The organism is Actinoplanes sichuanensis, from assembly GCF_033097365.1.
In the GTDB taxonomy this organism is placed as follows: domain Bacteria; phylum Actinomycetota; class Actinomycetes; order Mycobacteriales; family Micromonosporaceae; genus Actinoplanes; species Actinoplanes sichuanensis.
In genome coordinates this window covers 2,624,663-2,646,715 of the sequence record NZ_AP028461.1, presented here as the reverse complement: position 1 = coordinate 2,646,715, position 22,053 = coordinate 2,624,663, and the positions used below count along the sequence as shown (strand labels likewise).

The 22,053-nt window shown below is 69.6% G+C and carries 23 protein-coding genes; 6 read left to right on the top strand and 17 right to left on the bottom strand.

Translation table 11 applies throughout. The features are described 5' to 3' along the window. Positions 1-44: 44 nt before the first annotated feature. On the bottom strand, positions 45-554 hold the full coding sequence (locus tag Q0Z83_RS11775; protein ID WP_317793902.1) for a hypothetical protein: 510 nt from the start codon (positions 552-554) through the stop codon (positions 45-47). Positions 555-604: 50 nt separating this feature from the next. Continuing rightward, positions 605-1,078 (bottom strand): hypothetical protein, encoded by a 474-nt coding sequence (locus Q0Z83_RS11770; protein ID WP_317793901.1) that lies wholly within the window; start codon positions 1,076-1,078, stop codon positions 605-607. A 269-nt stretch (positions 1,079-1,347) separates the two neighbouring features. On the opposite strand from Q0Z83_RS11770, the gene Q0Z83_RS11765 reads away from it, so the two are divergent. Beyond that, a complete protein-coding gene (locus tag Q0Z83_RS11765; RefSeq protein WP_317793900.1) occupies positions 1,348-2,802 on the top strand; it encodes a cellulase family glycosylhydrolase in 1,455 nt (484 codons plus the stop codon). On the opposite strand, the gene Q0Z83_RS11760 is transcribed toward Q0Z83_RS11765, so the two are convergent. Both Q0Z83_RS11760 and Q0Z83_RS11755 read right to left on the bottom strand, forming a co-directional pair. Then, positions 2,778-3,380 carry a DUF998 domain-containing protein gene (locus tag Q0Z83_RS11760; RefSeq protein WP_317793899.1) on the bottom strand — a complete coding sequence of 201 codons (603 nt, stop codon included), beginning with the start codon at positions 3,378-3,380 and terminating at the stop codon, positions 2,778-2,780. The two genes, Q0Z83_RS11765 and Q0Z83_RS11760, sit on opposite strands and share 25 nt — an antisense overlap. Before the next feature lie 12 nt (positions 3,381-3,392). Continuing rightward, complete coding sequence (locus Q0Z83_RS11755) at positions 3,393-4,328, bottom strand: TerC family protein (RefSeq protein WP_317793898.1); 936 nt, start codon at positions 4,326-4,328, stop codon at positions 3,393-3,395. 238 nt (positions 4,329-4,566) lie between these two features. Between Q0Z83_RS11755 and Q0Z83_RS11750 the strand changes: the two genes are divergently transcribed. After that, complete coding sequence (locus Q0Z83_RS11750; protein ID WP_317793897.1) at positions 4,567-4,890, top strand: helix-turn-helix transcriptional regulator; 324 nt, start codon at positions 4,567-4,569, stop codon at positions 4,888-4,890. Between the two features lie 53 nt (positions 4,891-4,943). On the opposite strand, the gene Q0Z83_RS11745 is transcribed toward Q0Z83_RS11750, so the two are convergent. Together Q0Z83_RS11745 and Q0Z83_RS11740 are read right to left on the bottom strand one after the other, a co-directional pair. Next, positions 4,944-5,228 carry a hypothetical protein gene (locus tag Q0Z83_RS11745; RefSeq protein ID WP_317793896.1) on the bottom strand — a complete coding sequence of 95 codons (285 nt, stop codon included), beginning with the start codon at positions 5,226-5,228 and terminating at the stop codon, positions 4,944-4,946. A 29-nt stretch (positions 5,229-5,257) separates the two neighbouring features. Continuing rightward, complete coding sequence (locus tag Q0Z83_RS11740; RefSeq protein ID WP_317793895.1) at positions 5,258-5,989, bottom strand: sensor histidine kinase; 732 nt, start codon at positions 5,987-5,989, stop codon at positions 5,258-5,260. 335 nt (positions 5,990-6,324) lie between these two features. On the opposite strand from Q0Z83_RS11740, the gene Q0Z83_RS11735 reads away from it, so the two are divergent. Together Q0Z83_RS11735 and Q0Z83_RS11730 are read left to right on the top strand one after the other, a co-directional pair. Continuing rightward, positions 6,325-8,361 carry an ATP-binding protein gene (locus tag Q0Z83_RS11735; protein ID WP_317793894.1) on the top strand — a complete coding sequence of 679 codons (2,037 nt, stop codon included), beginning with the start codon at positions 6,325-6,327 and terminating at the stop codon, positions 8,359-8,361. A gap of 85 nt (positions 8,362-8,446) precedes the next feature. Then, the gene (locus Q0Z83_RS11730; RefSeq protein ID WP_317793893.1) at positions 8,447-9,124 is read left to right on the top strand and encodes a response regulator; all 678 of its coding nucleotides are present in this window, start codon (positions 8,447-8,449) and stop codon (positions 9,122-9,124) included. 15 nt (positions 9,125-9,139) lie between these two features. On the opposite strand, the gene Q0Z83_RS11725 is transcribed toward Q0Z83_RS11730, so the two are convergent. Continuing rightward, entirely contained in the window at positions 9,140-9,400 is a 261-nt protein-coding gene (locus Q0Z83_RS11725; RefSeq protein WP_317793892.1) for a hypothetical protein, read from the bottom strand. 177 nt (positions 9,401-9,577) lie between these two features. Between Q0Z83_RS11725 and Q0Z83_RS11720 the strand changes: the two genes are divergently transcribed. Next, positions 9,578-10,084 carry an SgcJ/EcaC family oxidoreductase gene (locus tag Q0Z83_RS11720; protein WP_317793891.1) on the top strand — a complete coding sequence of 169 codons (507 nt, stop codon included), beginning with the start codon at positions 9,578-9,580 and terminating at the stop codon, positions 10,082-10,084. 1 nt (position 10,085) lies between these two features. Here the strand turns inward: Q0Z83_RS11720 and Q0Z83_RS11715 are convergent, their stop codons facing one another. From Q0Z83_RS11715 to Q0Z83_RS11685, 7 genes are all read right to left on the bottom strand, one after another. Beyond that, positions 10,086-11,444, bottom strand: a complete 1,359-nt coding sequence (locus tag Q0Z83_RS11715; protein WP_317793890.1) for a sensor histidine kinase — start codon at positions 11,442-11,444, stop codon at positions 10,086-10,088. Further along, positions 11,441-12,139: a response regulator transcription factor gene (locus Q0Z83_RS11710; RefSeq protein ID WP_317793889.1), complete on the bottom strand. Its 699-nt coding sequence runs from the start codon at positions 12,137-12,139 to the stop codon at positions 11,441-11,443. The genes Q0Z83_RS11715 and Q0Z83_RS11710 overlap by 4 nt, the downstream gene beginning before the upstream one ends. A 205-nt stretch (positions 12,140-12,344) precedes the next feature. Continuing rightward, positions 12,345-14,837 (bottom strand): PAS domain-containing sensor histidine kinase, encoded by a 2,493-nt coding sequence (locus Q0Z83_RS11705; RefSeq protein WP_317793888.1) that lies wholly within the window; start codon positions 14,835-14,837, stop codon positions 12,345-12,347. Positions 14,838-15,034: 197 nt separating this feature from the next. Continuing rightward, positions 15,035-15,187, bottom strand: a complete 153-nt coding sequence (locus Q0Z83_RS11700) for a hypothetical protein (RefSeq protein WP_317793887.1) — start codon at positions 15,185-15,187, stop codon at positions 15,035-15,037. A gap of 210 nt (positions 15,188-15,397) precedes the next feature. Next, entirely contained in the window at positions 15,398-16,660 is a 1,263-nt protein-coding gene (locus Q0Z83_RS11695; protein ID WP_317793886.1) for an ABC transporter substrate-binding protein, read from the bottom strand. 8 nt (positions 16,661-16,668) lie between these two features. Further along, entirely contained in the window at positions 16,669-17,739 is a 1,071-nt protein-coding gene (locus Q0Z83_RS11690; protein WP_317793885.1) for a hypothetical protein, read from the bottom strand. 82 nt (positions 17,740-17,821) lie between these two features. Next, on the bottom strand, positions 17,822-18,868 hold the full coding sequence (locus tag Q0Z83_RS11685; RefSeq protein WP_317793884.1) for a PQQ-dependent sugar dehydrogenase: 1,047 nt from the start codon (positions 18,866-18,868) through the stop codon (positions 17,822-17,824). A 147-nt stretch (positions 18,869-19,015) separates the two neighbouring features. Between Q0Z83_RS11685 and Q0Z83_RS11680 the strand changes: the two genes are divergently transcribed. After that, a complete protein-coding gene (locus tag Q0Z83_RS11680) occupies positions 19,016-19,522 on the top strand; it encodes a zinc metalloprotease (protein WP_317793883.1) in 507 nt (168 codons plus the stop codon). A gap of 10 nt (positions 19,523-19,532) precedes the next feature. Here Q0Z83_RS11680 and Q0Z83_RS11675 read toward each other — a convergent pair whose 3' ends face one another. The 3 genes from Q0Z83_RS11675 to Q0Z83_RS11665 are packed head-to-tail and all read right to left on the bottom strand — an operon-like array spanning position 19,533 to position 22,020. Next, positions 19,533-20,093, bottom strand: coding sequence for a hypothetical protein (locus tag Q0Z83_RS11675; RefSeq protein ID WP_317793882.1), 561 nt, complete (start codon positions 20,091-20,093; stop codon positions 19,533-19,535). A gap of 21 nt (positions 20,094-20,114) precedes the next feature. Then, entirely contained in the window at positions 20,115-20,678 is a 564-nt protein-coding gene (locus Q0Z83_RS11670; RefSeq protein ID WP_317793881.1) for a TetR/AcrR family transcriptional regulator, read from the bottom strand. Next, the gene (locus Q0Z83_RS11665) at positions 20,647-22,020 is read right to left on the bottom strand and encodes an MFS transporter (RefSeq protein WP_317793880.1); all 1,374 of its coding nucleotides are present in this window, start codon (positions 22,018-22,020) and stop codon (positions 20,647-20,649) included. The genes Q0Z83_RS11670 and Q0Z83_RS11665 overlap by 32 nt, the downstream gene beginning before the upstream one ends. Positions 22,021-22,053 lie beyond the last annotated feature (33 nt).

Here is a 22,053-nt window from a genome sequence, read left to right as displayed (position 1 = left end):
AGAATGTCCCCGTACCGCGGACACTTGCGTGTAGCTCGCCCGAGCTACAGCGGGTCGCGGCGTTCGAGGACCGAGGTGCTGCCCTTGCGGGCGAACGCGGACCACAGATTGAAGCCGATGACGGCGAGGCCGAACACGACCCACAGCACCATGAACCCGCCGTTGCCGCTGCCGCTCATCCGGACCACGCCGAAGACGAGGACCGCCACGCCGAACACGGCGCCGGCCACGGCCACCGGCCTGCTGACCCGGATGTTGACGGCGCCGGGTGTCCGGCCCGGTTCCGAGGTCATGCCGATCAGCCGGGCCACGCCGGTCGGACGATCGTCGTTCTCGTCGACGTCGACCGGCGTACCCCGGCCCGGTCCTGCTCCGAAACCGGACCACAGGACCATGCCGATCATGCCGAGGCCGATGGCGACCCACAGCACGAAGAACCAGTGGAATTCGCCGCCGCGGATCATCTGAACCACACCGAAGATCACCAGGGCCGCGCAGCACACCGCGAAGAACACCGCGTACGGCCGGCTGGGGCGCAGTCCATATCGGGTCATGCCGATGGACTTACCCACCATCGGCCCCGACTACCGCCGCCGCCGATGGGTCAGCAGTTCTTGAGGTGCTTCTGGACGTCCGCGGGAACGAGCCCGTCGCAGTAGCCGGAGGTACCGCCGCTGACCGCCGTCCATGCGCCGCCGGTGTACTGGTAGACCACCCGGGCGTTGTCGGCCTCCTTGGGGTGGGTCAGGCCGAGCGCGTATCCCTGGTAGCAGGTGATGTCGGTCAGCGTCTTGGTCGGCGCCAGGTCCTCCCCGATCTTGCTGGAGCTCAGCGCCTTGAGCAGCGTCGCCTCCGACGGTGTACACCCGTCGGCGGCGGCCGGCTTCGAGGTCGAGGACGTGGCCGGGGGTGTGGTGGCGGCGCTGGTCGTCGCGGCCGCGGCGGGGGTGGTGGTCGTCGGGGTCGCCGCGGGAGTGGTGTTCGTCGGGGCCGAGCTGGTGCTGGTCGTGGTGCTGGAGCAACCGGTGAGGGCGGCGGCGGCCACGACGGTCACGATGATGGGCGTACGAACGTTCACGATCTTCTTCTCCCCGAGGAACCTGTTCCGTTTCCGGCGACGCGCCGGACGACCATCAGCATCGTGCCTCGGTGCGCCCGGCGAATCCCGGAAACATGCCAGGCGGACGAATCGTCCCCACGGTGACCGCGCCTCGGCCGCCACCAACGATGATCACGCTGCGTCACCATCTGGCACACGTCTCGCGTTGTCGACCGTCCCGAAGGCACTTAGTGTCGTCGATAGACGCTTCGCCTCCCCCTCCCCGGTACGAAAGCGTGGTCCCCCTCATGCGCCGTCGTGTGTGCACCTTCGCGCTGGTCGGTCTCCTGCTGCTGGGCTTGACGCCGACGGCTCCCGCCCACGCCGCCACCCTGACGCCGACCCTGGCGAGCCGGATGGCCGCGGTGCTGACCGCCGAGACGATCAACTACTATCCGTCGAACGCGGGCTGGACCTTCATGTGGACCGGGTTCGACCCGGTGCGCATCGACACCGACCTGGCGCGGGCCGCGACGCTCGGCGCGACCGACGTCCGGGCCGTCATCTTCCCGCAGACCTTCGGCTATCCCACCCCCACCACGGCGTACGCCCAGAAGCTGAGCCAGTTCGTCGGCATCGCCGACACGCACGGCCTGAGCGTGAAACTCACCCTGTTCGACTGGTGGGCCGGCTACTCCGACGTGGCCGGAAGCACCGCCTGGGCGCAGGCGATCGTGGGGCCGTACGCCGACGACCCGCGGGTGATCGCCGTCGAGGTGAAGAACGAGTTCCCGCCGGGCAACTCCGCCGCGGTCGCCTGGGTAGGCCAGGTCATTCCGGCGATCCGCGGTGTCGCTCCGACCATGCCGCTCACCCTCTCGGTCGACGGCGCCACCGGCGCGACCGGCATGGCGAGCCTCAAGTCGCAGCTGGCCGCCACCCCGCTGGACTACTACGACTTCCACTTCTACGGCGCCTCGGAGCGGTCGCTCGCCGAGATCCGGCGGGCCCAGAACGCGGTCGCCCCCAGCCCGATAGTGATCGGCGAGACCGGTGTCAGCACCCACACCGGCACCGAGGGCGAGCAGGCCGCCTACCTGGCCCGCGTCTACCGCGGCGCCGCCGAGGCCGGGGTCGGTTCGGTCGCGCCGTGGACGCTCAACGACTTCGCCTCCGGGGCGATCCCGCCCAACTCGGCGGTGTCGACCATGCCCGCCCAGTACAAGTTCGGGCTCTACCGCACCGATGCGAGCCCGAAGATCGCCACCACCGTGGTCGGCGGCGCGTGGACGACGGGCGTGATCCCGAGCGGCATCCTGAACCTGGGCTTCGAGGCCGCCGCGATCGACTCCCCGTGGCGCAACTACCTGCCGGCCGCCGGCACCGCGGTGATCACCACCGAACAGGCGCGTACCGGCACCAGGTCGGCCCGGTTCGCCGGCACCACCCGCAGCGGCAGCAACCTGCCGTCGTTGCTGACCTCGCCGATCACGCCGGTGCAGGGCGGCGCGGCATGGCACGCCGAGGCGTACGCCCGAGGCGTCAACGCGACCGGCATCACCGAGATCGCGCTCAGCTGGTTCGACATCAACGGCGCCTGGATCAGTCAGAACACCTCCAACCGGCTGCCGACCGGAACGTCCGCCTGGACGAGACTGTCGGTGGACGCGACCGCCCCGGCCACCGCGACGAGCGTCCAGCTGCACCTGAAGTGCGGTGACAACACCGGCACCGTCTACTACGACGACGTGGCGATCAGCTGAGGCGTCCCGCGTCGGCTCGACAGGACCACGATCAGGGGCCAGCAGGCCTGTGCTCCGGCGGCGAGGCGTTCGGCGAGACCCACCGGGCCGCCCGTGCTCAGGGTCACCGCGAACCACCCGATCAGGCCGACGAGCACCAGCGCCGCGGCGAAGGAGGCGGCCGGGCGCAGCATCGCCGGGGCGGGGCCGCGCCGCCGGGCCGGCGCGGGCCACATGGCCAGGGCCACGAAGGCCGCCGTGGCCGCCGCGGCGTGTTCCGGCGACGTACCGGCGGCGGGCAGCGGGAACGCCGCGACCAGGACCGTCGCCACTCCCCCGACGCCGAGCACGATCCGGCCGGCCGGCGCCGCCGGGGACAGCCCGAGCGCGGTGACCACGTGGGCGACACCGACGCACACCAGCGCCGCGGTCATCAACCACCGGTCGGTGGCGCCGCGGGCGGCCAGCGCACTGATCGTCTGCACGGTGCTGTCGAAGTCACCGGGCTGCCGGCTCGCGGCCAGGGTCCAGCCGCCGATCAACGCCGTGGGCGCCGCTGTCGAGGACAGCAGCGCCCACCAGGGTACGGACGATCTCACCGACGCATTGTGCTACCCGACCTGGTCGGTGACCGCGGTGCGGGTGCTCCGCAGGCTCCAGACGATGGAGACGGTGATGGTGACGACGATGACGCCCAGGGTCACCGGGATGGGCAGTTTGCCGACCGGCGTCTCGGACAGGATCAGCTTGACGCCGGCGAAGGCGAGCAGAACCGCAAGACCATAGTGCAGGTATACGAAGCGGCGCAGCAGCCCGGCCAGGCAGAAGTAGAGACTGCGCAGGCCGAGGATGGCGAAGGCGTTGGCCGTCCAGACGATGAACGTGCTGGTGGTGATGGCCAGGACGGCGGCGACCGAGTCGACCGCGAAGATCAGGTCGGTGACCTCGATGGCGATCAGCACGACGAGCAGCAGGGTGCCCACGCGCCTACCGTCGACGCGGGTGACGAACTTGTCGCCGTGGTAGGCCGGGTCGGTGGGGATGATCCGGCGGACCAGGCGGACCACCGGATTGCGGTCCGGCGCGGGCTCGTCACCGTGCCGGAACGCCATCTTGTAGCCGGTGTAGATGAGGAACGCGCCGAACACGTACGCGGTCCAGAAGAAGGTCTCCAGCAGTTCGGCGCCGACGAAGATGAACACGAAGCGGAAGACCAGCGCGCCGACGACACCCCAGAACAGGACCTTGTGCTGCAACGCGGCCGGGACCGCGAAGTAGCTGAAGACCAGGGCGAAGACGAAGACGTTGTCGATCGACAGTGCCTTCTCGATCAGATAGCCGGCGTAGTAGGTGCCGGCCACCTCCCCGCCCTGCCAGGCCCAGAGCACCACACCGAACAGCAGTCCGGCCGCGATCCAGATGCCGGACCAGACGGCGGCCTCGCGGAAGCCGATGACGTGATTGTCGCGGTGCAGGAAGAGGTCGATCGCGAGCATCGCGGCGACGGCCAGGAACAGCACCGCCCAGATCCACCAGGAAACGGTCACCGGAAACCTCTCGTCCAGGCGGGCCCGACAGGACGGGCCGGCTCTGCTGGACGAAGGTCTCCCCGGGCCACCGTGGTGGCCGCGCCGCCGGAGCCCGGTCAGGTCGGGCACGTATTGACGACAGCGCGTGGAACGTCGGGTACTCCCCCTCGAACTAAGATCCATTATTCACGAAATGTGGTTCGCATGTCAACCAGGCGCTGCGAACCATGTGGCTTGCCCTACGTACATTGTCGTGGTGCCTTCGATCGGATGGACGTTCCTGACCAACCACGCGCATGTCCTGCTGGCCGTCGCCCGGGAGCCGACAGCGCGGCTGCGCGACGTCGCCGACGCCATCGGGATCACCGAACGCGCAGCTCAGGCGATCATCGCCGACCTCGAGGCGGCCGGCTACCTGGAGCGGGAACGAGTCGGGCGGCGCAACCGCTACACGATCAACCCGGTCGGCCGGTTCCGGCACCCGGCCGAGGCCGGCCACTCCATCGGAGAGCTGCTGGACCTCTTCGCCGCCTCGCCGGATTCCAGCTCGTCGCCGCTGGAGAGCGTCAAAGATCTTTAGGTTCGTCGGGTCGGGGTGCGTGGCGATCGGCTGAGGCGCCCCGGATCGGTCGGTCAGATCTGGTGGAAGCGCCGGAACAGATAGCGGCCGGACGGCAGATCCGCGGTCACCAGGTCCCAGCCGTCGTTGCTCAGCCCGGCCAGCCAGCTCATCACCTCGGCGTGACTGCGGGCCTCCCATTGCACCGGCTCGGCCAACATGCTGGTCGACCACTCCGCCGTCCACACGTGCGCATCGACGATGGTCGTCCGCGTTCTCAGCCCCTGACGCCGGCGCTGCTCGACCGGCAGGCTGATGTGGCTGAGGATGCTGAGTTGCCCGTACTCCCACGTCGGCATGGTCAAGTGTAGATCCGGGCCGTCGGCGGTCACGAGCTCGCGACTACCACGGGCCCGGAACCGGGAAGCGTGAACCAGAATCGACTTCCACCGCCCGGGTTCTGATCGACGCCGATCCGGCCGCCGTGCCGTTCGATGATGCGCCGGCAGATCGCCAGGCCGAGACCGGTGCCCTGGTACGCCCCGCTGTTGGCGCAGCGGTGGAACGCGTCGAACACCCGCGGCCGGTCGGCTTCGGGAATGCCGATACCCCGGTCGGCGATCTCGACGCGGATCATGCCGGTCGAGCACGGCCGGGCGGAGATCTCGATCTGCGCCACGGCATCCTTCGGCGTGTACTTGACCGCGTTACCGATCAGGTTGTCGAGCACGTGGCGCAACATTGAGGAGTCGGCGAGCACGGTAGGCAGCGGTCCCTTGACGGACACTTCGGCGTCGAGGTCGGTGACCCGGTCGGCGACCTCCTCCGCGAACGACAGCGGCTTCAGTCGAACCGGCCGCTGGTCGGCGGTCGCAAACGCCATCAGGTCCTCGGCGAGGCCGTTGACCCGACGTAGCGCACGCTCGGCAGCCTGGAGACAACGGGCGGCATCCCCGTCCATCTGCCCGGCGTGGTCCTCCCGCAGCATCTCCAGATTCGCGGTGGCGGCCGCCAACGGAGACTTGAGGTCGTGAGCGGCCATCGCCATGAGCGCCCGCAGTTCCGACTCGATGGCGCTCGGGGGCTCCTCGACCGACCCGGTCAGCGTCGGGAACGCCACCGCACCGCCCCCGCCGGCTCCGAGGTGTGCGCTCGTCCGGGTCCTACGGAGCCCCGGCAGGCCCGTCGCCGATTCCTCAGCGAATGAGAATACGGGGCTGGGCATCGTGATTGACGGCATGTCGACTCCTCGGCGCTCCTATGACCATCGGACAGTCATATGGTGCGAGGTGCCGATGTGCGCCGACGTCAGTCTGTGACGGTGTTTGTCGCCTACTCCGTGAGGGCCGCACGGCGGTTCTCCGCCGGGTCGGGGTACCTCTCTGGTCGTACATCCACCAGCGATGCCGCCGGATCGACACGCCATTCGGGCGATTTCGACACTATTCTTAGGATATGTTCTCTGGGCGGCACCCACGCCACCAGCCGCGTCGGCGCAATACCGGGGTCGGTCAGACCTTCGAAGCACCCTTTGCCGCAGCCATGGCCGAGGCCGGCCAATCGATGTCGACCCGCGGCCGACCGCGGCTTCGCCGCGCTGCCGACTCGTTTCTCATATTTCTGCTTCTCCTCTATTGGTACATGGATTTCTATGAGTACGTAGACGAAGTGGACGGGACCTCAGGCGCCACGGCGGCTGCGATTTTTTCGCTCGCCGCGCGACACCGACACCCCGTCATCGTATTCATGATCGAATTCACCTATGCCTACCTGGTCAAGATTCCTCCTGAGCTGATGTTCGTCGAAGACCCAGATGGGTTGGCCGAGTTCTGCCTCGTCTTGACCCTTTATGAGGTTGCCCGGCGGTGCAGTTCCAAGGTCTCGATGTTCGCGCTCACCGCCTGCCCGATCGCGTCCTCAATTCTGGGTCGCCTGACATTCAACATTTACTATGACAATTCCTGGTACACATTCATCGACTACCTGGAGAGATACTCGACGGCGGTGATCCCATTTGGTGTCGTGTGGATCTTCGGTTACTCGCGGCGCCAGTCGGTACAGGCACGCGAAGCGGAATCCGCCGCGGCCGCCGTTCGGCGGGCCGAGCGCCAACAGACCGGCCGCGAACTGCACGACGTCGTCTCGCACACGGTGGCCGCCATGCTGTTACAGGCCGCCGGTGCCCGGGCCGTCCTCCCCGATCAACCCGAACGCGCGCGAGTCGCACTCGACCGCGTCCAGGACGCCGGGGTCCAGACGATGGCCGAGTTGCGGCGCATGCTCGGCGTGCTGCGACTCAATACCGACACCGACTCGAAGAACCACACGTTCGTCCGGAAGTACTTCAGCGGGCCACTCCCCCGCGCGATCGATGTTCCGCTGATCAGCGTCGCGTTCTATGTCGACTTCCGTTGGTGGATCTCGGAGATAAACGACCCGATCACGCGGTGGGTCTTCGTGGTGCTCGACGCCGCCGTCGTTCTGACGCTCGTGGCACGGTGGCGGTGGCCGGTAGAGGTCTTTCTCATTCAGATCCTGTATGCCGTCACCTTCGTTCACATGGTGCTCGACTCGGTATACCTCGTCGGCGTTCTGATCGCGCTGTATTCGCTCGCTGCCGGGGGAAGCCGGACCGCCTCCATACCGGCCGCCGTCGTCTGTGCCGGCTACTTCATGGTGCACACCTCCGATCAGGAGATAGCAGACTTTCCCGTCGACCCGATCGTCTTGGTTCCGTCGTCAGGGGGCGCGGCAGCGATCTGGGTCCTGGGATTCTGGATGCGGCAGGCGAATCAGGCACGGGCCGCCCGCGAGCAACATGAACAGGCCCGCCGCGATGAGCGTCTGCGAGCCGCCCGCGACCTGCATGACATCGTGTCGCACACGGTCACCGTGATGTTGATGCAGGCGGCCGGTGCCCGTGCGGTTCTGACCAGGGACCCCGAGCGCGCACGGCAGACTCTCGACACGGTGCAGGAGGCCGGCGTCCGGGCGATGGGCGAGCTCCGCCAAATGCTGGAGGTGATGCGACTCGATGCCGACGATGCCGACGGCGCCGGCGGCGACAGTCTGCATCAGCCGGGTCTGGACCAGCTTGAGGTACTCGTCGACGGCATGCGCGACACCGGCCTCACCATCTCCGTGCGCGTCGACGGAACACCGGCACGGCTCGACCGGAGTGTCGATGTAACCGCATACCGGGTGGTCCAGGAAGCGCTCACCAACACCACCAAGCACGGCACTCCCGGCTGTGCGGTCGCCGTTGTGCTCGACTGGCGCTCGGACGGTTTGCGGATCACCATCACCGATCATGGCGGCGAAAAGCGACGCCGACGGCGCATCGTCATTCCCTCGACCGGGAACGGGCTGATCGGCCTACGCGAGCGGGTCACCGCGATCGGTGGGGAACTCAGCGCAGAGCCGGGCGCCGACGGCTTCGTGGTCACCGCGACGCTGCCGATCACCACTGCGGCGGAGAATCACGCGGCGTGAGGGAAGGACTTACCGGAATTCCCCGCTCCGCGATGACTCTCGGATACGAGAATTCGAGCGTGCACAAGCCAGAACTGGAACGGCCGTGAGCATCCGGGTCGTGCTGGCCGACGACCAGCCTATGATCCGGGCCGGCATCGCCATGCTGCTGTCCGTCGAATCCGACATCGAGGTCGTCGGCCAGGCCGGTGACGGCCTCGAGGCGGTCCGGTTGGCGGGTGAACTACACCCGGACATCGTGGTCATGGACATGCGGATGCCGAACCTGGACGGCATCGAGGCGACCCGGCGTCTCACCGCCGACGATTTCCCAGTCGAACACGGTCAAACGGTCAAGGTCCTCGTCCTCACCACGCTCAGTGAGGACACGAAGGTTCACGCAGCGCTGCGGGCCGGTGCCTCCGGTTATCTTCCGAAGGACGGTGCGCCCACTGACCTCACCAACGCGATCCGGGAGGTGCACGCCGGTAACGCATACCTCCATCCGAGTGTCACCCGCGGTGTCATCGCCGGCCTCACCGACCGTAAGGAGCCGGTCCTGTCGACGCCCGGTGTTCTCGATCGGCTGACTCCGCGAGAACGGGAGATCCTGCAGCTGATGGCCCTCGGCCTGCCGAACCGGGAGATCGCCGCCCAACTGTGCCTGTCCGAGGCCACCGTCAAGACGCACGTCAGCCGCGTCATCATGAAACTCGAGGTCGAGGACCGTACCCAGGCCGTGGTCCTGGCCTATCGCAGCGGGCTGGCCGACGCCGGCACGTGAGTCGGCGGGCACCCGTCAGGCGCCGCACGGTACGTCGAGCCAGTCGGTGACGGGGATGGCGGTTCGGACCTGTTCGAGTCGGCCGAGGATCGTGTCGAGGTCGTCGGGTGACTGCAGGTATTCCAGCACCGCGCGGTAGAAGGCGTTCGTCATCGCGCTCGGCATCAGGTCGGAGGCGTCGAAGCACAACGCCGCCTCGCCGGTGAGGGTCTGTGCGATCCGGCGGCTCACCGGGGTGTCGTAGATCGCCTGGTCGACGCCGCGGGGAAAAGGCAACCTGACCGCCGTCACCGGAGTCGTCGACGGCGCCTCCACAGCCAGATCGGCCTCGACTGGAGAAACTGCTTTCGCATTGGCGGAATCTTGGCCGAAGCCTTGCCGTCATCGCACTCTCCCTTTTCTGTCGGGCGCTGATAGTGGAATGCATCAACCCCCGATCGACAGGAGACGACAATGACCCGGAGAGTACGTATCCGAGTCCTCGGCGCCGGTGCCGCGGCGGTGCTGGCGGTCACCGCCGCGCCGTGGGCGGTGTCGAGCGCGACCGCCTCCCCGGCAACCGTGTCAGCCGTCCGGACGAAGGCTTCCGAGCAACAGATCCGGGCGCTGTTCACGCGGTGGAACCGGTCGCTGACGACGCTGGACCCGCAGCGGGTGGCCGACCGGTACGCCCCCGACGGCGTGCTGGTGCCGACCGTGTCGAACCAGGTCCGCACTAACCGTGCGGAGATCGTCGACTATTTCCAGCATTTCCTGGAGAACCGGCCCCAGGCGGTCATCACCGAATCGCACGTGAAGGTACTCGACCCGACCACGGCCATCGACACCGGCACCTACCGATTCACGCTGCGCTCCGACTCCGGAACGCGGGTCGTGGACGCCCGCTACACCTTCGTCTACGAACGCATCAACGGGAAATGGCTGATCGTCAACCACCATTCCTCGGCGATGCCGGAATGAGTCATCCGGCGGCCCGGAAGTCGATGACCACACGAAGGCCACCACCGGCCGCCGCGTCCAGCCGGATCCGGCCGCCGTCGTCCTCGACCAGCTGACGCACGATGGCCAGCCCCAGCCCGGATCCACCGGGCCGGGTGTCGCCGCGCCAGAACCTGTCGAAGGCCCGTTCCCGTAGTTCGGGCGAGATGCCCGGCCCCTCGTCGGCGACGGTGACCGTCACCCGGTCACCGTCGCCGACGGCGGTGACCCGGATGCTCCCGCCGGCCGGGGACACCTCCAGCGCGTTGGCGAACAGGTTGTCCAGGATCTGTTCCAGGTGCCCGCGGGTGATCAGCGCGTCCGGGCCGTGCGCGGCACCGGTCAGTTCCAGGGCGACGCCCTTCTCGTCGGCGGCCGCCCGCCACACGTCGAAGCGTCCGGCGGCGACCTCACGCACCGCGGTCCGTTCGGGCGCCGACACGTCACCCTCGGCACGGGCCAGGGCCAGCAGTCCGTTCACCAGTCGGCTCATCCGGACCACCTCGGCCGACGCCTGATCGACGTCGTCGCGCAGCTCGGGATCACGCGCCGCGTCGGCGATGTTGTCCAGCGACAGCCGCAGCGCGGTCAGCGGGGTGCGCAGCTGGTGCGAGGCGTTGGCGATGAACGTCCGCTGGGAGCGGACCAGACTGTCGATGGTCTCGGCGGCCGTGTTGAGGGTTCGGGCCAGCGTGCGTACCTCGGGCGGGCCGGTCTCCTCGACCCGGACCGACAGGTCACCGTCGCGCAGCCGCCCGGCCATCCGGTCGAGAGCACGCAGCGGGCTGGTCACCCGGCGGGCGAAAGCCAGGCCGAGTAGAGCTGCCGCCAGCAGCACGGCGATCGCGAGCCCACCACGGAAGCCCCAGATCTGCCACTGCCGCCGGTCCAGCGGAGCCGACGGATAGCTGACCCGGACCGCCCCGACCACCGCACCGCCGGCATCCCGGGCGGGCACCGCAACCGCGAAGCCCTCCTCCCCCAAACCAACCTGGTGACCCCACTCGACAGCCACCTGCTCGCCGGCCAGCGCCCGGGTGAACGCCTCGTCGCCGGGATCCACGGCCGCGGGCACCGGACCGGCGGGTCGGCCCGGCGCGGTGACGGCGTCGAGCCGGCCGGGAGTCTGCCGCGAATACGCGTCCATGAGTTCGACGAGCGCCCGCTGCGACGGGGTGTCCCCGCCGGCCAGCAGTAGCGCCGCGGTGTCCGCCTCGCGGCGTGCGGCACTGATCGCGTCGTCGCTGAGCTGATCGGTGAGCACCCAGGCGACCGGAACGGTGAACGCGGCGATGGCGACCGCCACCAGCACCACGTAGCTGACCGTCAGCTGGCGGATCACGTGGCCGCCACCAGCCGGAAACCGACGCCGCGCACCGTCTCCAGCGCGATGGCCTCACCGAGCTTGCGCCGCAGCCCGCCGATGTGCACGTCCAGAGTCTTGGTGGCACCGAACCAGTTGGTCGCCCACACCGACTCCATGATCTGTTCTCGGGTGAACAGCCGGCCCGGCTCGGTGGCCAGGAACGCCAGCAGGTCGTACTCCCGCGGGGTCAGTGCCACCTCGGCGCCGTCCAGCAGGACCCGGCGTGACCACCTGTCGATCACCAGGCGGTCCGGCAGGGACCCGTCTCCGTCGGTGGCGGCCGGGTTGCTGTCGGTGCCGGAACCGGCTGAGCGGCGCAGCACCGCGCGGATTCGCGCGATCACCTCACGCATTCCGAACGGCTTGGAGACGTAGTCGTCGGCGCCGAGCTCCAGCCCGACCACCCGGTCGACCTCCTCGGCCCGCGCGCTGATCACGATGATCGGAACCGATCCCCGGGCTCGCAGCTCGCGACAGACGTCCAGGCCGTCGGTATCGGGCAGCCCGAGATCGAGCAGCACCAGGTCGCACGGTGGGGCGGCCAGAGCCGACCGGCCGTCGGTCACCCACTCGACCTCGAACCCGTACCGGCCCAGTCCACGCCGCAGCGACTCGGCCACCGGATGGTCGTCCTCCACCAGAAGTACACGCACGCGTTGAAGAGTAGCCATCGGAACATCCGGTCAAGATCACGAGCGAACGGCACTGAGCTGCGGCATCACGAATGCCGGGCATGATTCGGGAAACAGTCGACCAAGACCCCCGCCGATTCTTTACCGTCCCCTGCCCGACTCTTTACTCTCGCCGCGTCCGGCTCCAGGGTCTGCTCGACGTGCGATCCACGAGGCGGCGGCGAATTCAGCCGTGATGGCCTCGTCAGGTCTTCGTCGCCAGGGGGAGCCGGACCCGGACGATGGTGCCGGTGGGCTCGTCGGCTTCCAAGGTGATGGTGCCGTGGTGCAGACGCACGATGGTGCGTGCGCGGCTGAGCCCCAGACCGCTACCCGGGGTTCCGTGGTGGCGGACGTTGCTCGCCCGGAAGAAGCGGTCGAAGACCCGGGCGCGCTCGGGTTCCGGTGTGCCGATGCCGGTGTCGGTGACGCACAGTTCGGTGTGCCGGCCGTGCGAGCGCAGGTCGAGACGGACCTCGGCACCGGCCGGACTGTAGTTGACGGCATTGGACAACAGGTCGTCGAGGACCTGCCGCAGCCGGGTCTCGTCGCCGTCGATCCAGACCGGTCCGTCGACCGTCGACTGGACCTGTATGCCGCGGTCGGCAGCGACCAGCCGGATGGCGAGGATCGCCCGGTCGGCGACGGCGGCCAGGTCGATGCGTTCGGTGGCGAGTCTCCGCCGGCCGGCCTCCAGGGCGGACAGGTCCAGCAGCGCGTCGACGATACGGCGCAGCACACTGGTGTTACGGGCGACGGTGGCGAGCATGTGACGCTGTTCCTCGTCGAGGCTGTCCGCCTCATCGGCGAGCAGCCCGACATTGGCGGTGATGGCGGTGAGCGGTGTGCGCATCTCATGGCCGATGAGGTCGAGGAAGTCGTCTTGGGACCGGGTCAGCTGGCGGGCCAGGTCTTCGGCGCGGCGCAGGGCGATGTAGATGCCGATCTGCGTGGCGATGCCGTCGAGCAGGACGATGAGCAGGTCCTCGTGGACCTCGGCGGTTCCGGCATAACAGGTGAGCACCCCGAGGAGGGTGCCTCCATCGCAGACGGGCACGGCGAGAATGGTGCGGATGCCGTTGCGGACGCAGAGTTCGGCCCGGTGCCGTTCGTACTCTGTGGTGATCTCCGCGTATCCGCTGATGTCCGGCACCCATAGCGGCTGCCCGGTCGCCCAGACACGGCCGGTGACACCGAGACCCTTGATGGGGGCATGGTCGAAGAAACCGTCGATGTCGCCGCCCGTACCGCTGTGGTGTCCGACCGCCTGCAGCTCCTGGCCGGCCTCGTCGGCCAGGAAGAGTTCCGCGCATGGCCAGCCGAGCGCAGCGGTCACCGCCTGCAGCACCGCCGGGGCGGCCTCGGCGATCGAGGCGGTGTCCCGCAGGGCCTTCTCGACCTCGTGATGACACCTGCGGAACTGTTCGGTATGCCGCAACGTGGTCGTCTCATGGGCAACGGCCACCGCACCGAGGTGCCGGCCGTCGCCACCGACGATCGGTCGGGCGGTGGCAGCGAACCCCCGCAGCCGCTGGTCGGGTAGCTGTACCAGCACCTCGACGTCGGTGAGGGATTCCCCGTGCAAGGCCCGGATGAGCGGCACCTCATCCCAGGGGAGCGGCTGCATGGCGGTGTTGAACAACGAGGTCGGGCCGACAGCGGACAACGGCCGGCCGGTCAGCGAGGCAGACTCCGGCAGGTGGTGCACCCTCCGCAGAGCCCGGTTGACCACGACGACGTGGGCGTTCTCGTCACAGGCGATCACCCCTACCGAGAGACTGTTCAGCAGGGCGGCCAGGAAGGCCGTCTGCCGTTCCGTCTGTTCCTCGGCGGCGTCCTGCGCAGTGCGGTCGGCCAGCCGTACGGTGACCAGCGGCCCTGCGGAACCGTGCACCACGGCCAGACACGCGTGTGTGGTGATGCGGTAGCCGTCGCGGTGCCGCACGCTGATCTCACGCCGGACCGGGCGCACCGGCTCGGCGGCGAACAGCCTGGCGAGAGCCGCGGCGACCGGCTCGTCGCGGTAGCCCGGCGCGAGGGTGGTTTCCAGAGGCCGCCCGAGAACCTGATCGGCGGAGAACCCGAGCAACCGCTGCGCGGCGCGATTGAAGGCGCGGACGAGCCCGGCCGCATCGACCGCGATGCAGGCCTCCGGCATTCCGTCCAGTAGCCCCGCGGGGTCCGCTGACTCGTGACGGTGGCTGGTCCAGCTGGATGCGGGCAGGAGTGCGGCGACCTCGCTGAGCGTCGCACCATCCTGATCCGACCAGTGTCGGGACGGCATGTCGAAGACCGTCAGCGCCGCGACGGTGCCGCCCTTGCCGCCGCCGACCGCGGTGGCGAGAAAGGCGTGTGCTCCACCGATGCGGAGCGGAAGATCGCACACACCGGAGGCCCGGTCACATTCTCGGCGGCCGGCCGTCGCCGCCGAGAACCGGCCCGCCAGATAGGCGTCGAGAGACTCGGTCAACGAGACGACGTCGCACCGGTCCATGTCCGTCGGCATCCCGTGGCTCCCGACCAGGTTCCCCCGCTCGGCATCAGCCAACGACAGGGCGGCCATCGGCGCGCCGGTCAGATGTGCGGCCAGCCGGCACAGCCCGTCAAGCCACTCCCCCGGGGCCGGCGACGCGTCGGCGACCCCCTCGGCCGAATCAGGCGGGAACCTGTCAGCGGCTAGCCCGCGCGCGACGTCCATGTCGAGATAATGCCCTGCAAGGTGACCGTTATGCCGGATTCATCAAGCCGCCGCGACGACTCTTCAAATAGTGAATATATGCATCTTTTCTGGGCATTCATGACGGCGGACCCCTACCCGGGCGCGGCCCGGTGAGGCGAGCCTCAGGAGTGGCCGTCGAGCCGTGGGATCGGATATACCTGACTAGTCAGACACTGCTATCTCAGTGTGCTGTCGTCGAGCGTCACGTCGTACCGGCTGGTCAGGTCGAGGGTCGCCGCCGGCAGATCGCCGGCCAGGTGCTCGGTGTAGGCGAGGTTGTTCAGGATCCTCGTGTGGGCTCGGATGTCGGCGACCTCGACGGCCGACAACGACGGCAGATGCCAGTGGCTGAGCGCCGGCAGGAGGGCGCGTCAGTGCTCGACGGCCCAGGCGTGCACGTCATGGAAGATACAGCCGGCGGCGGCGAGGTCACCCCTATCTGCCCCGCGGGTAGGGGTGATCAGCTGGGCGCGGCGGTGGAGATCCGGCCGGGCCAGGCGGCGCGCGTCGGCCTGGAGGTTCTCGACGGCTGGCGCCCGTCAGGCGCCGCACGGTACGTCGAGCCAGTCTGTGACGGGGATGGCGGTTCGGACCTGTTCGAGTCGGCCGAGGATCGTGTCGAGGTCGTCGGGTGACTGCAGGTATTCCAGCACCGCGCGGTAGAAGGCGTTCGTCATCGCGCTCGGCATCAGGTCGGAGGCGTCGAAGCACAACGCCGCCTCCCCGGTGAGGGTCTGTGCGATCCGGCGGCTCACCGGGGTGTCGTAGATCGCCTGGTCGACGCCGCGGTTGGCGGAGAACACCGCACCGCGGCTCGCCGCCGGCCAGATGCTCTGCGCCTCGTCGGTGGCCAGGAAGTGGATCAGCTCGCGGGCTTCCGGCTTGTCGCTGAACAGGGCGGCCAGGTCGGCCGAGACCTCCCAGGCCCGGGGCCGCTCCGACGGGAACGGCACGAAGTCCAGGCCGGTGCCCCGGTCGTCACCGACCACGAAGGACGCCTGATGGTGCAGGAAGCAGCCGGGCGGGTCGGTGTGCATGGCGCGGCCCGCGTCACCGAACTCGGTGAACAGCACACCGCCCCGGACGAGGCCGGGCCGCAGGGCGACCTGGCTCCACGCGGTCCACGCCTGGCGGATCTCCGGTGCGGTCCAGGCCACCTGCCCGGCCGCCCAACGCCGGTAGACCGCGGTGCCGGCCCGGTGGAGCACGAGGTCCTCGATCCAGTCGGTGCCGGGCCAGCCGGAGACCGGGGTGGACGCCATGCCCATGCACCAGGCGGTGGCGTCGCCCGCGCCGAGGCGTTCACTGAGCCGGACCAGGTCGTCCCAGGTCGGCGGGGTCGCACCGGACAGGTCGGGGACGCGGCGTGGGTCGTACCAGATGAGGCTCTTGAGGGAGGTTTTGACCGCCACCGCGTAGCGGGTGTCGCCGATCCGCTCCAGGCGCAGCCACTGTGGGCTGTGCGACTGTGCGGTGTCGGTCATGTCGTCCAGTGGTCGCACCGCGGAGCGGCGGACGTAGCCGCCGAGATCGCCGGGGCTGGGCAGGACCGCGATGTCGGGTGGGGTGCCCTTCTGCACCTCGGCGGTGAGGACCTGGTTGAGGGCCCGGGTGCCCTGGTAATCGACCCGGATGCCGGTCTCGGCGGTGAACCGGTCCAGGACCTGCCGGAACGCGTCGGCCTCGCCGCCGGTCCAGGACGCGAGGACGGTCACGCTCGACCGGTCGCCACCGGTGCACGCCCCGGTCCCGGTGAGCAGGAGGGCGACGGCGGCCAGCGCCACGGCGCGTCTCGTACGCATGATCACCCCTACCGATATTCGTCGATGCGCGGGTGGAGCCCGAGCGGCACCAGCGCCATGGCGGCCAGCACCGCGAGCATCAGCGCCGTCGGTCGTCCGGCCGTGTCGGCGGCCGTCGCGGCGTACCCGTCGACCGCCTTGATGCGGGCCGTCAGCGCCTGCTCGTCCGGTGGTTCGCGATTCGCGCCGGGTGTCGCCACGAGCCGGCCGATCGTCTCGCCGCACCCGTCGGGGCAGGCCGTCGCGATCAGGTCACCGAGCATCTGCTGGCCGCGCCGGTCGGCGGCCGCGGTGCGTGCCTGCCAGTCGTCCACCAGGGCGTCACCCGCGTCGCGGGTCGCGGTCAATTCGCCGCGGGCGGCGAAATCGAACGACATGCCGGCGGCCAGGACCAGCACCGCGGCGGTCGCCCCGAGCAACGGCAGATTGAAGGTACGGCGGAAGCGCCGGCTCAGGAACACCTGGGTGCCCACCAGCAACGCGAGCAGGACGGCCATCGGCACGATCCAGACCATCACCCAGCCCGGATCCATCCGCCCGGCTGTGAGTTGCCCGACCAGCGCCTGCCGTTCGACGGCCAGCAGTTCGTCGAGCTGGGCGAGGATGCCACCGGCGGGCATGTGCAGCAGGCGGGAGGCGGACCAGAGGTCGGCTCGGGCCAGCGCCGAACCGGGATCGCGGCGGTAGTGGGCGTCGGCCTGCTCGATGAGCCCGGAGTAGGCGGCCAACTGACCCTGGACGAGCTGGATGCCCTGGCCGACGCCGGCACCCGCGATGCTGTCGACCGCGAGCCGGGTGAGGTTCTGCCCGGCGAGGGCGATCTGGTTCTGATACCGCTCACCGGGCCCGGCCAGCGCCACCGCCCCGGTCCGGAAGCTGTCGACGGCCGCCTCGTCGGCCTCCACGAGGGCGGCGTGCGCGGCCAGGATGTGCTGGATCGACGGCACCGAGTGCGCTCTGACCCGCTCGGCGGCGGCCCGGGTGCCCTGCGACACCCAGACCGCCGCGCCGAGCGCGACGAGCAGCGCCAACTCCAGCGCGACCAACGAACGCCACAGCGTGGATCGAGTGGTCCGCAAACCGCTACCGAACACGGTCAAAGTCCGACCTCCCGTACGGCGCCGTCTTCGCGAGGCACAGTAGCGGGCAGTGTCCACCCGGTTACAGAGGCGGGAAGCGCAGGATGCGGTCGTCGGCTGCCGCCGGAGTGCCGCGGCCGTCCCGGTTGCTGGTGGTCACCCACAGCGCGCCGTCGGGAGCACGCTCGACCGTACGCAGCCGGCCGTACTGCCCCTGGAGCAGCCCGGTCGGGGTGCCCGCCCCGCCGGCACCGTTCAGCGGCACCGACCACAGGCGCTGGCCGCGCAGCGCCGCGACGTACAGGGTCTGGCCGTCGATCGCGGCGCCACTCGGGGACGCTTGCGCGGTGCTCCACACCACGATCGGGTTACGGAACCGGGTGTCGCTGCTGTTGCCCTCGACGGTCGGCCAACCGTAGTTGCCGCCGGCCACGATCTGGTTGACCTCGTCCCAGGTGTTCTGGCCGAACTCGGCGGCGTACAACCGGCCCTGCGCATCCCACGCCAGGCCCTGCGGATTGCGGTGGCCCAGGCTGTAGACCAGCGAGTTCGGGAACGGGTTACCCGTCGCGGGCACTCCGCCGTCCGGTCGCATCCGCAGGATCTTGCCGTTACGGCTCTGCTGGTTCTGCGCGTTCGACGTCACGCCGGCGTCGCCGACCGTGGCGTACAGCATGCCGTCCGGGCCGAAGGCGATCCGGCCGCCGTCGTGGATGCTCGCCTTGGCCAGGCCGCTGAGGACGACCTGCTGGGTGGCCGGCGCGTCCAGGCGGAACCGCGCGATCCGGTTGTCGGTGGCCGAGGTGAAGTAGACGTACACCAGGTCGTCCTGCTCGAAGGTCGGCGAGACGGCCAGGCCGAGCAGTCCCGCCTCGCCGGTGGGGGCGACCCCGGCGATGGTGGTGACGGTGGTCGGGGCACTGCCGGGGCGCACACGCAGGACGCGAGCACTGTTACGCTCGGTGACGAGCGCGCTGCCGTCGGGCAGGAAGTCGAGCCCCCACGGAACGGTCAGGCCAGTGGCCACGACCTGCGGATTGTTCAGGTCGGGCGCCATGGCGACGGCGGCCTGCGGAGCGGTCACCACCAGGACGGCTCCGATACCCAACGCGATGATCGTACGGTGCATGAGCACCTCCTCGAATAGACAAAAGTCAATCTAGTTCGCCTTTGCCGGATTCGCACCCGGAGTGGCCGACATACGGTTATGTCGATCAATGACGGGGTAACGCCGCTTCCCGTGAAAACGCGCTCGACCCACCTTCTCCGGGTCGCCATGACATCCACCCTCGCCGCCACCTCGCTGACGTTCGCCGCCTCCCCCGCCACGGCCGGGGACTTCGTCCGGCCGCCCGCACCACGCCTGCTGGGCACCAGCGTCGTCTACGTCGAGGAGCACGTCGGCTCCCGTTTCGACTCGGCGCTGCGGTCGTCGATCGCGTTCGTCGACAGGTACACCACCTCGGACATGCGCCTCGGCCGATGCCGGACCGGATACCGCTGCATCCGGATCGTCGAAAGCAACGCCACCCGCGGGCACGGCGCATGGACCAGCTGGACGGACGGCCGCCGGACCTCAGAGATCCGCCTGTCGGCGACCCTCGCCCGTAAGAGTTGGCACACCCGGCGGTCGATCCTCGACCACGAACTCGGCCATGCCAACGGCGCCCGCCACAACACGAAGTGCACCTCGCGGATGTGGCCCGACTACCGATGCGGCAACGGCCGGCTGCCGGCTCGCACGTTCACGAAAGTGGAACGCCAGGCTCTCGCCCGGTGGTGACCGGCTCCTCCTACGGGGCGCAGTCGCGGGCGATCTTCGCGAGCCGGGCCGCCGTGTCCGCACTGATCCGGTGACCACCGGACGTGAGCAGCTTGTCCAGCTCACGGTCGGTGGCGACCAGGCACGACGGGGGCACACCGTGGGTGCTGACGGCGCCCACCCCGGTGAAGGCGAGCACCGCGACGACCGACACCTTGGCACCGGCCACCTCGGACAGGGCGGCGGCGGCACGGCTCGCGGCGCGGCGAGCCTCCGCCACATACGCCACCCGCCGGCCGTTGATCTGCACCATGTCGCCGGCGACGTGCACTCGAAAGAGACCCTGGTCGGCGACGGTCACCGCATAGACCCCGCCGGGCCCGACCGCCAGGAAACCGGCGCGGGCGCCCAGCGGGTCACTCTCGTCGTGCCGCCGGGACAGCCCGGTCTCGGACCAGTCCACGATGTGCCAGCTCTCGCCGAGGCTGTCGAGGCGGCCGAACGCCCGCGCGCCGGCGACCTCCAGCCGCTTGTCGACGAAGTCGGCCCGGCGCCGCCGAACCCATTCCGCAGGGGACAGTCTGGTAGACATCAGCCCACCGTAGCCGCCCGCTCAAATGGTCTCCGGCCCGAGATGGGCCGCCAGCGCGGCGTGCAGCAGCACGTCGGCCCGGTCCGCCCCGGTGGCCAGCGGCAGGCTGCCCCAGCCCCACAGCAGGGCGATGCCGTGCAGGTTGGCCCACAGCGCGCCGGCGACGACCCGCGGTGGCGTCTCCCCCGCCGGTCCGACCTCGGTGATCAGGTCGACGAGCATCGTGAACAGCGGCAGGCTGGTCTCGCGAAGGCCCAGCCGGTTGCTCTCCAGCAGGTCGTGCCGGAACATCAGCTCGAACATGCCCGGGTTGTCGCGGGCGAAGTCCAGGTACACACGGCCCAGCACCGTGAGTCTCGCCCGTGGGCTCCGCTCGCGATCCTCGACGGCGCGGGCGACGACGGCGGTCAGGTCGGTGAAACCCTTCTGGGCGATGGCGGACAGCAACTCCAGGTGGGTCGGGAAGTGCCGGCGCGGCGCCCCATGCGACACCCCCGCCTTGCGGGCGATCTCCCGCAGGGTCAGCGCCGAAAGGCCCTCCTGAGCCAGCAGATCAACGCCCACCTGCACCAACCGGGCCTTCAAGCCCGTTTCCGCCGCGTCCACCGACACTGTCTACCAGAAGCGGCCGGGTCAGCAGGGCGGCCGGCACCAGAGCGAGCAGGACGGTTGCGCACAGCACCCACAGCGCGGCGTCGATCGACCAGCCGGTCATGATCGCGGCGGCGATCGCGATGCCCACTGTCGAGCCGAGGTTCAGCGCGGTCTGTTTGAGACCACCCACCACGCCCGCGTACACCGGCGGGGCGTCACCGACGACGGTGCCCGTGGCCGTCACCATGACGATGGCGTAGCCGGCACCGAGCAGCCCGGTCGTCGCGGCGACCGGGCCGAATCGGGCCAGCCCGGCGACGGCGGCCGCCACCAGGATCACCCCGGTGACCGCGATCCGGCGGGCATCCCAGCGGCGCAGCGCGAGGCCGACCAGCGGCGCACCGAGCACCATCGCGGCGGTCAACGGCAGCACCTGCAGTCCGCCGGCCAGGGCGCTGAGGCGCTGTCCGTCCTGGATCGTCAGGCTGGCGACGAAGAGCGAACCGAACAATGCGGCCGCGACCACGAGCAGCAGGCACATCGACGCCATCACCGGGCGCGAGCGGGCGACCGCGGCCGGCACCAGCGCGTCGACGGCTCGGCGTTGGTGCGACACCATCAGGACGGCGAGCACGGCCGCGCCGGACAGTGGGAACAGCGTCGTGGGCACGGCCCAACCGGTGAGCGGGACGGCGGTGAGCGCGTGGACGAGCAGGCCGATCGACGTCGCCGTCAAAGCCGATTCGAGCAGGGGCAGGCGTACGCGGACAGGTTGCCGAGGGCCTTCGAGGCCGCCGACCGAGACCGCCGCAGCCACGATGAGCAGGGCGACCGGAACATTGATGATGAATACTGAACGCCAGCCGTATTGGTCGACCAGCGCGCCGCCGAGCACCGGCCCCAGGGCGGCCGCGACCCCGATGCCGCTCGTGCGGATCGCGACCGGCATGCTGAGCCGGTCCGCGGGAAAGGCGAGCCGGAGCAGCGCGAGGGTGGCCGGTTGCAGCAGGGCGCCGAACAGGCCCTGCACGGCTCGTCCGGCGATCACTCCGTCGATGCCCGGGGCCAGCACGATCGCGACCGACGCGGCGCCGAATCCGCCGGCGCCGATCAACAGCAGGCGGGCGTGGCCGAACCGGTCGCCGAGCCGTCCGCCGAGAATCAGCAGCGACGCCACGGCGACCAGGTAGGCCGTGCTGGTCCATTGCACCTCGACGACGGAGGCGTTCAGATCGCGCAGCATGTTCGGTTGCGCGATCAGCAGAGCCGTGCCGTCGATGGCCACCATCATGGCGCCGGTAACGCTGGCGAGCAGTGCCACGGATCGGTTCATGCCCGACGCTAACAAGCCGGAGTAGACACTGTC

Coding starts and splice junctions, on each gene's coding strand:
- Q0Z83_RS11775 (WP_317793902.1), bottom strand. CDS start 554: ATGACCCGATATGGACTGCGCCCCAGCCGGCCGTACGCGGTGTTCTTC.
- Q0Z83_RS11765 (WP_317793900.1), top strand. CDS start 1,348: ATGCGCCGTCGTGTGTGCACCTTCGCGCTGGTCGGTCTCCTGCTGCTG.
- Q0Z83_RS11745 (WP_317793896.1), bottom strand. CDS start 5,228: ATGCCGACGTGGGAGTACGGGCAACTCAGCATCCTCAGCCACATCAGC.
- Q0Z83_RS11735 (WP_317793894.1), top strand. CDS start 6,325: ATGTTCTCTGGGCGGCACCCACGCCACCAGCCGCGTCGGCGCAATACC.
- Q0Z83_RS11720 (WP_317793891.1), top strand. CDS start 9,578: ATGACCCGGAGAGTACGTATCCGAGTCCTCGGCGCCGGTGCCGCGGCG.
- Q0Z83_RS11710 (WP_317793889.1), bottom strand. CDS start 12,139: ATGGCTACTCTTCAACGCGTGCGTGTACTTCTGGTGGAGGACGACCAT.
- Q0Z83_RS11705 (WP_317793888.1), bottom strand. CDS start 14,837: ATGGACGTCGCGCGCGGGCTAGCCGCTGACAGGTTCCCGCCTGATTCG.
- Q0Z83_RS11695 (WP_317793886.1), bottom strand. CDS start 16,660: ATGCGTACGAGACGCGCCGTGGCGCTGGCCGCCGTCGCCCTCCTGCTC.
- Q0Z83_RS11685 (WP_317793884.1), bottom strand. CDS start 18,868: ATGCACCGTACGATCATCGCGTTGGGTATCGGAGCCGTCCTGGTGGTG.
- Q0Z83_RS11680 (WP_317793883.1), top strand. CDS start 19,016: ATGACATCCACCCTCGCCGCCACCTCGCTGACGTTCGCCGCCTCCCCC.
- Q0Z83_RS11675 (WP_317793882.1), bottom strand. CDS start 20,093: ATGTCTACCAGACTGTCCCCTGCGGAATGGGTTCGGCGGCGCCGGGCC.
- Q0Z83_RS11665 (WP_317793880.1), bottom strand. CDS start 22,020: ATGAACCGATCCGTGGCACTGCTCGCCAGCGTTACCGGCGCCATGATG.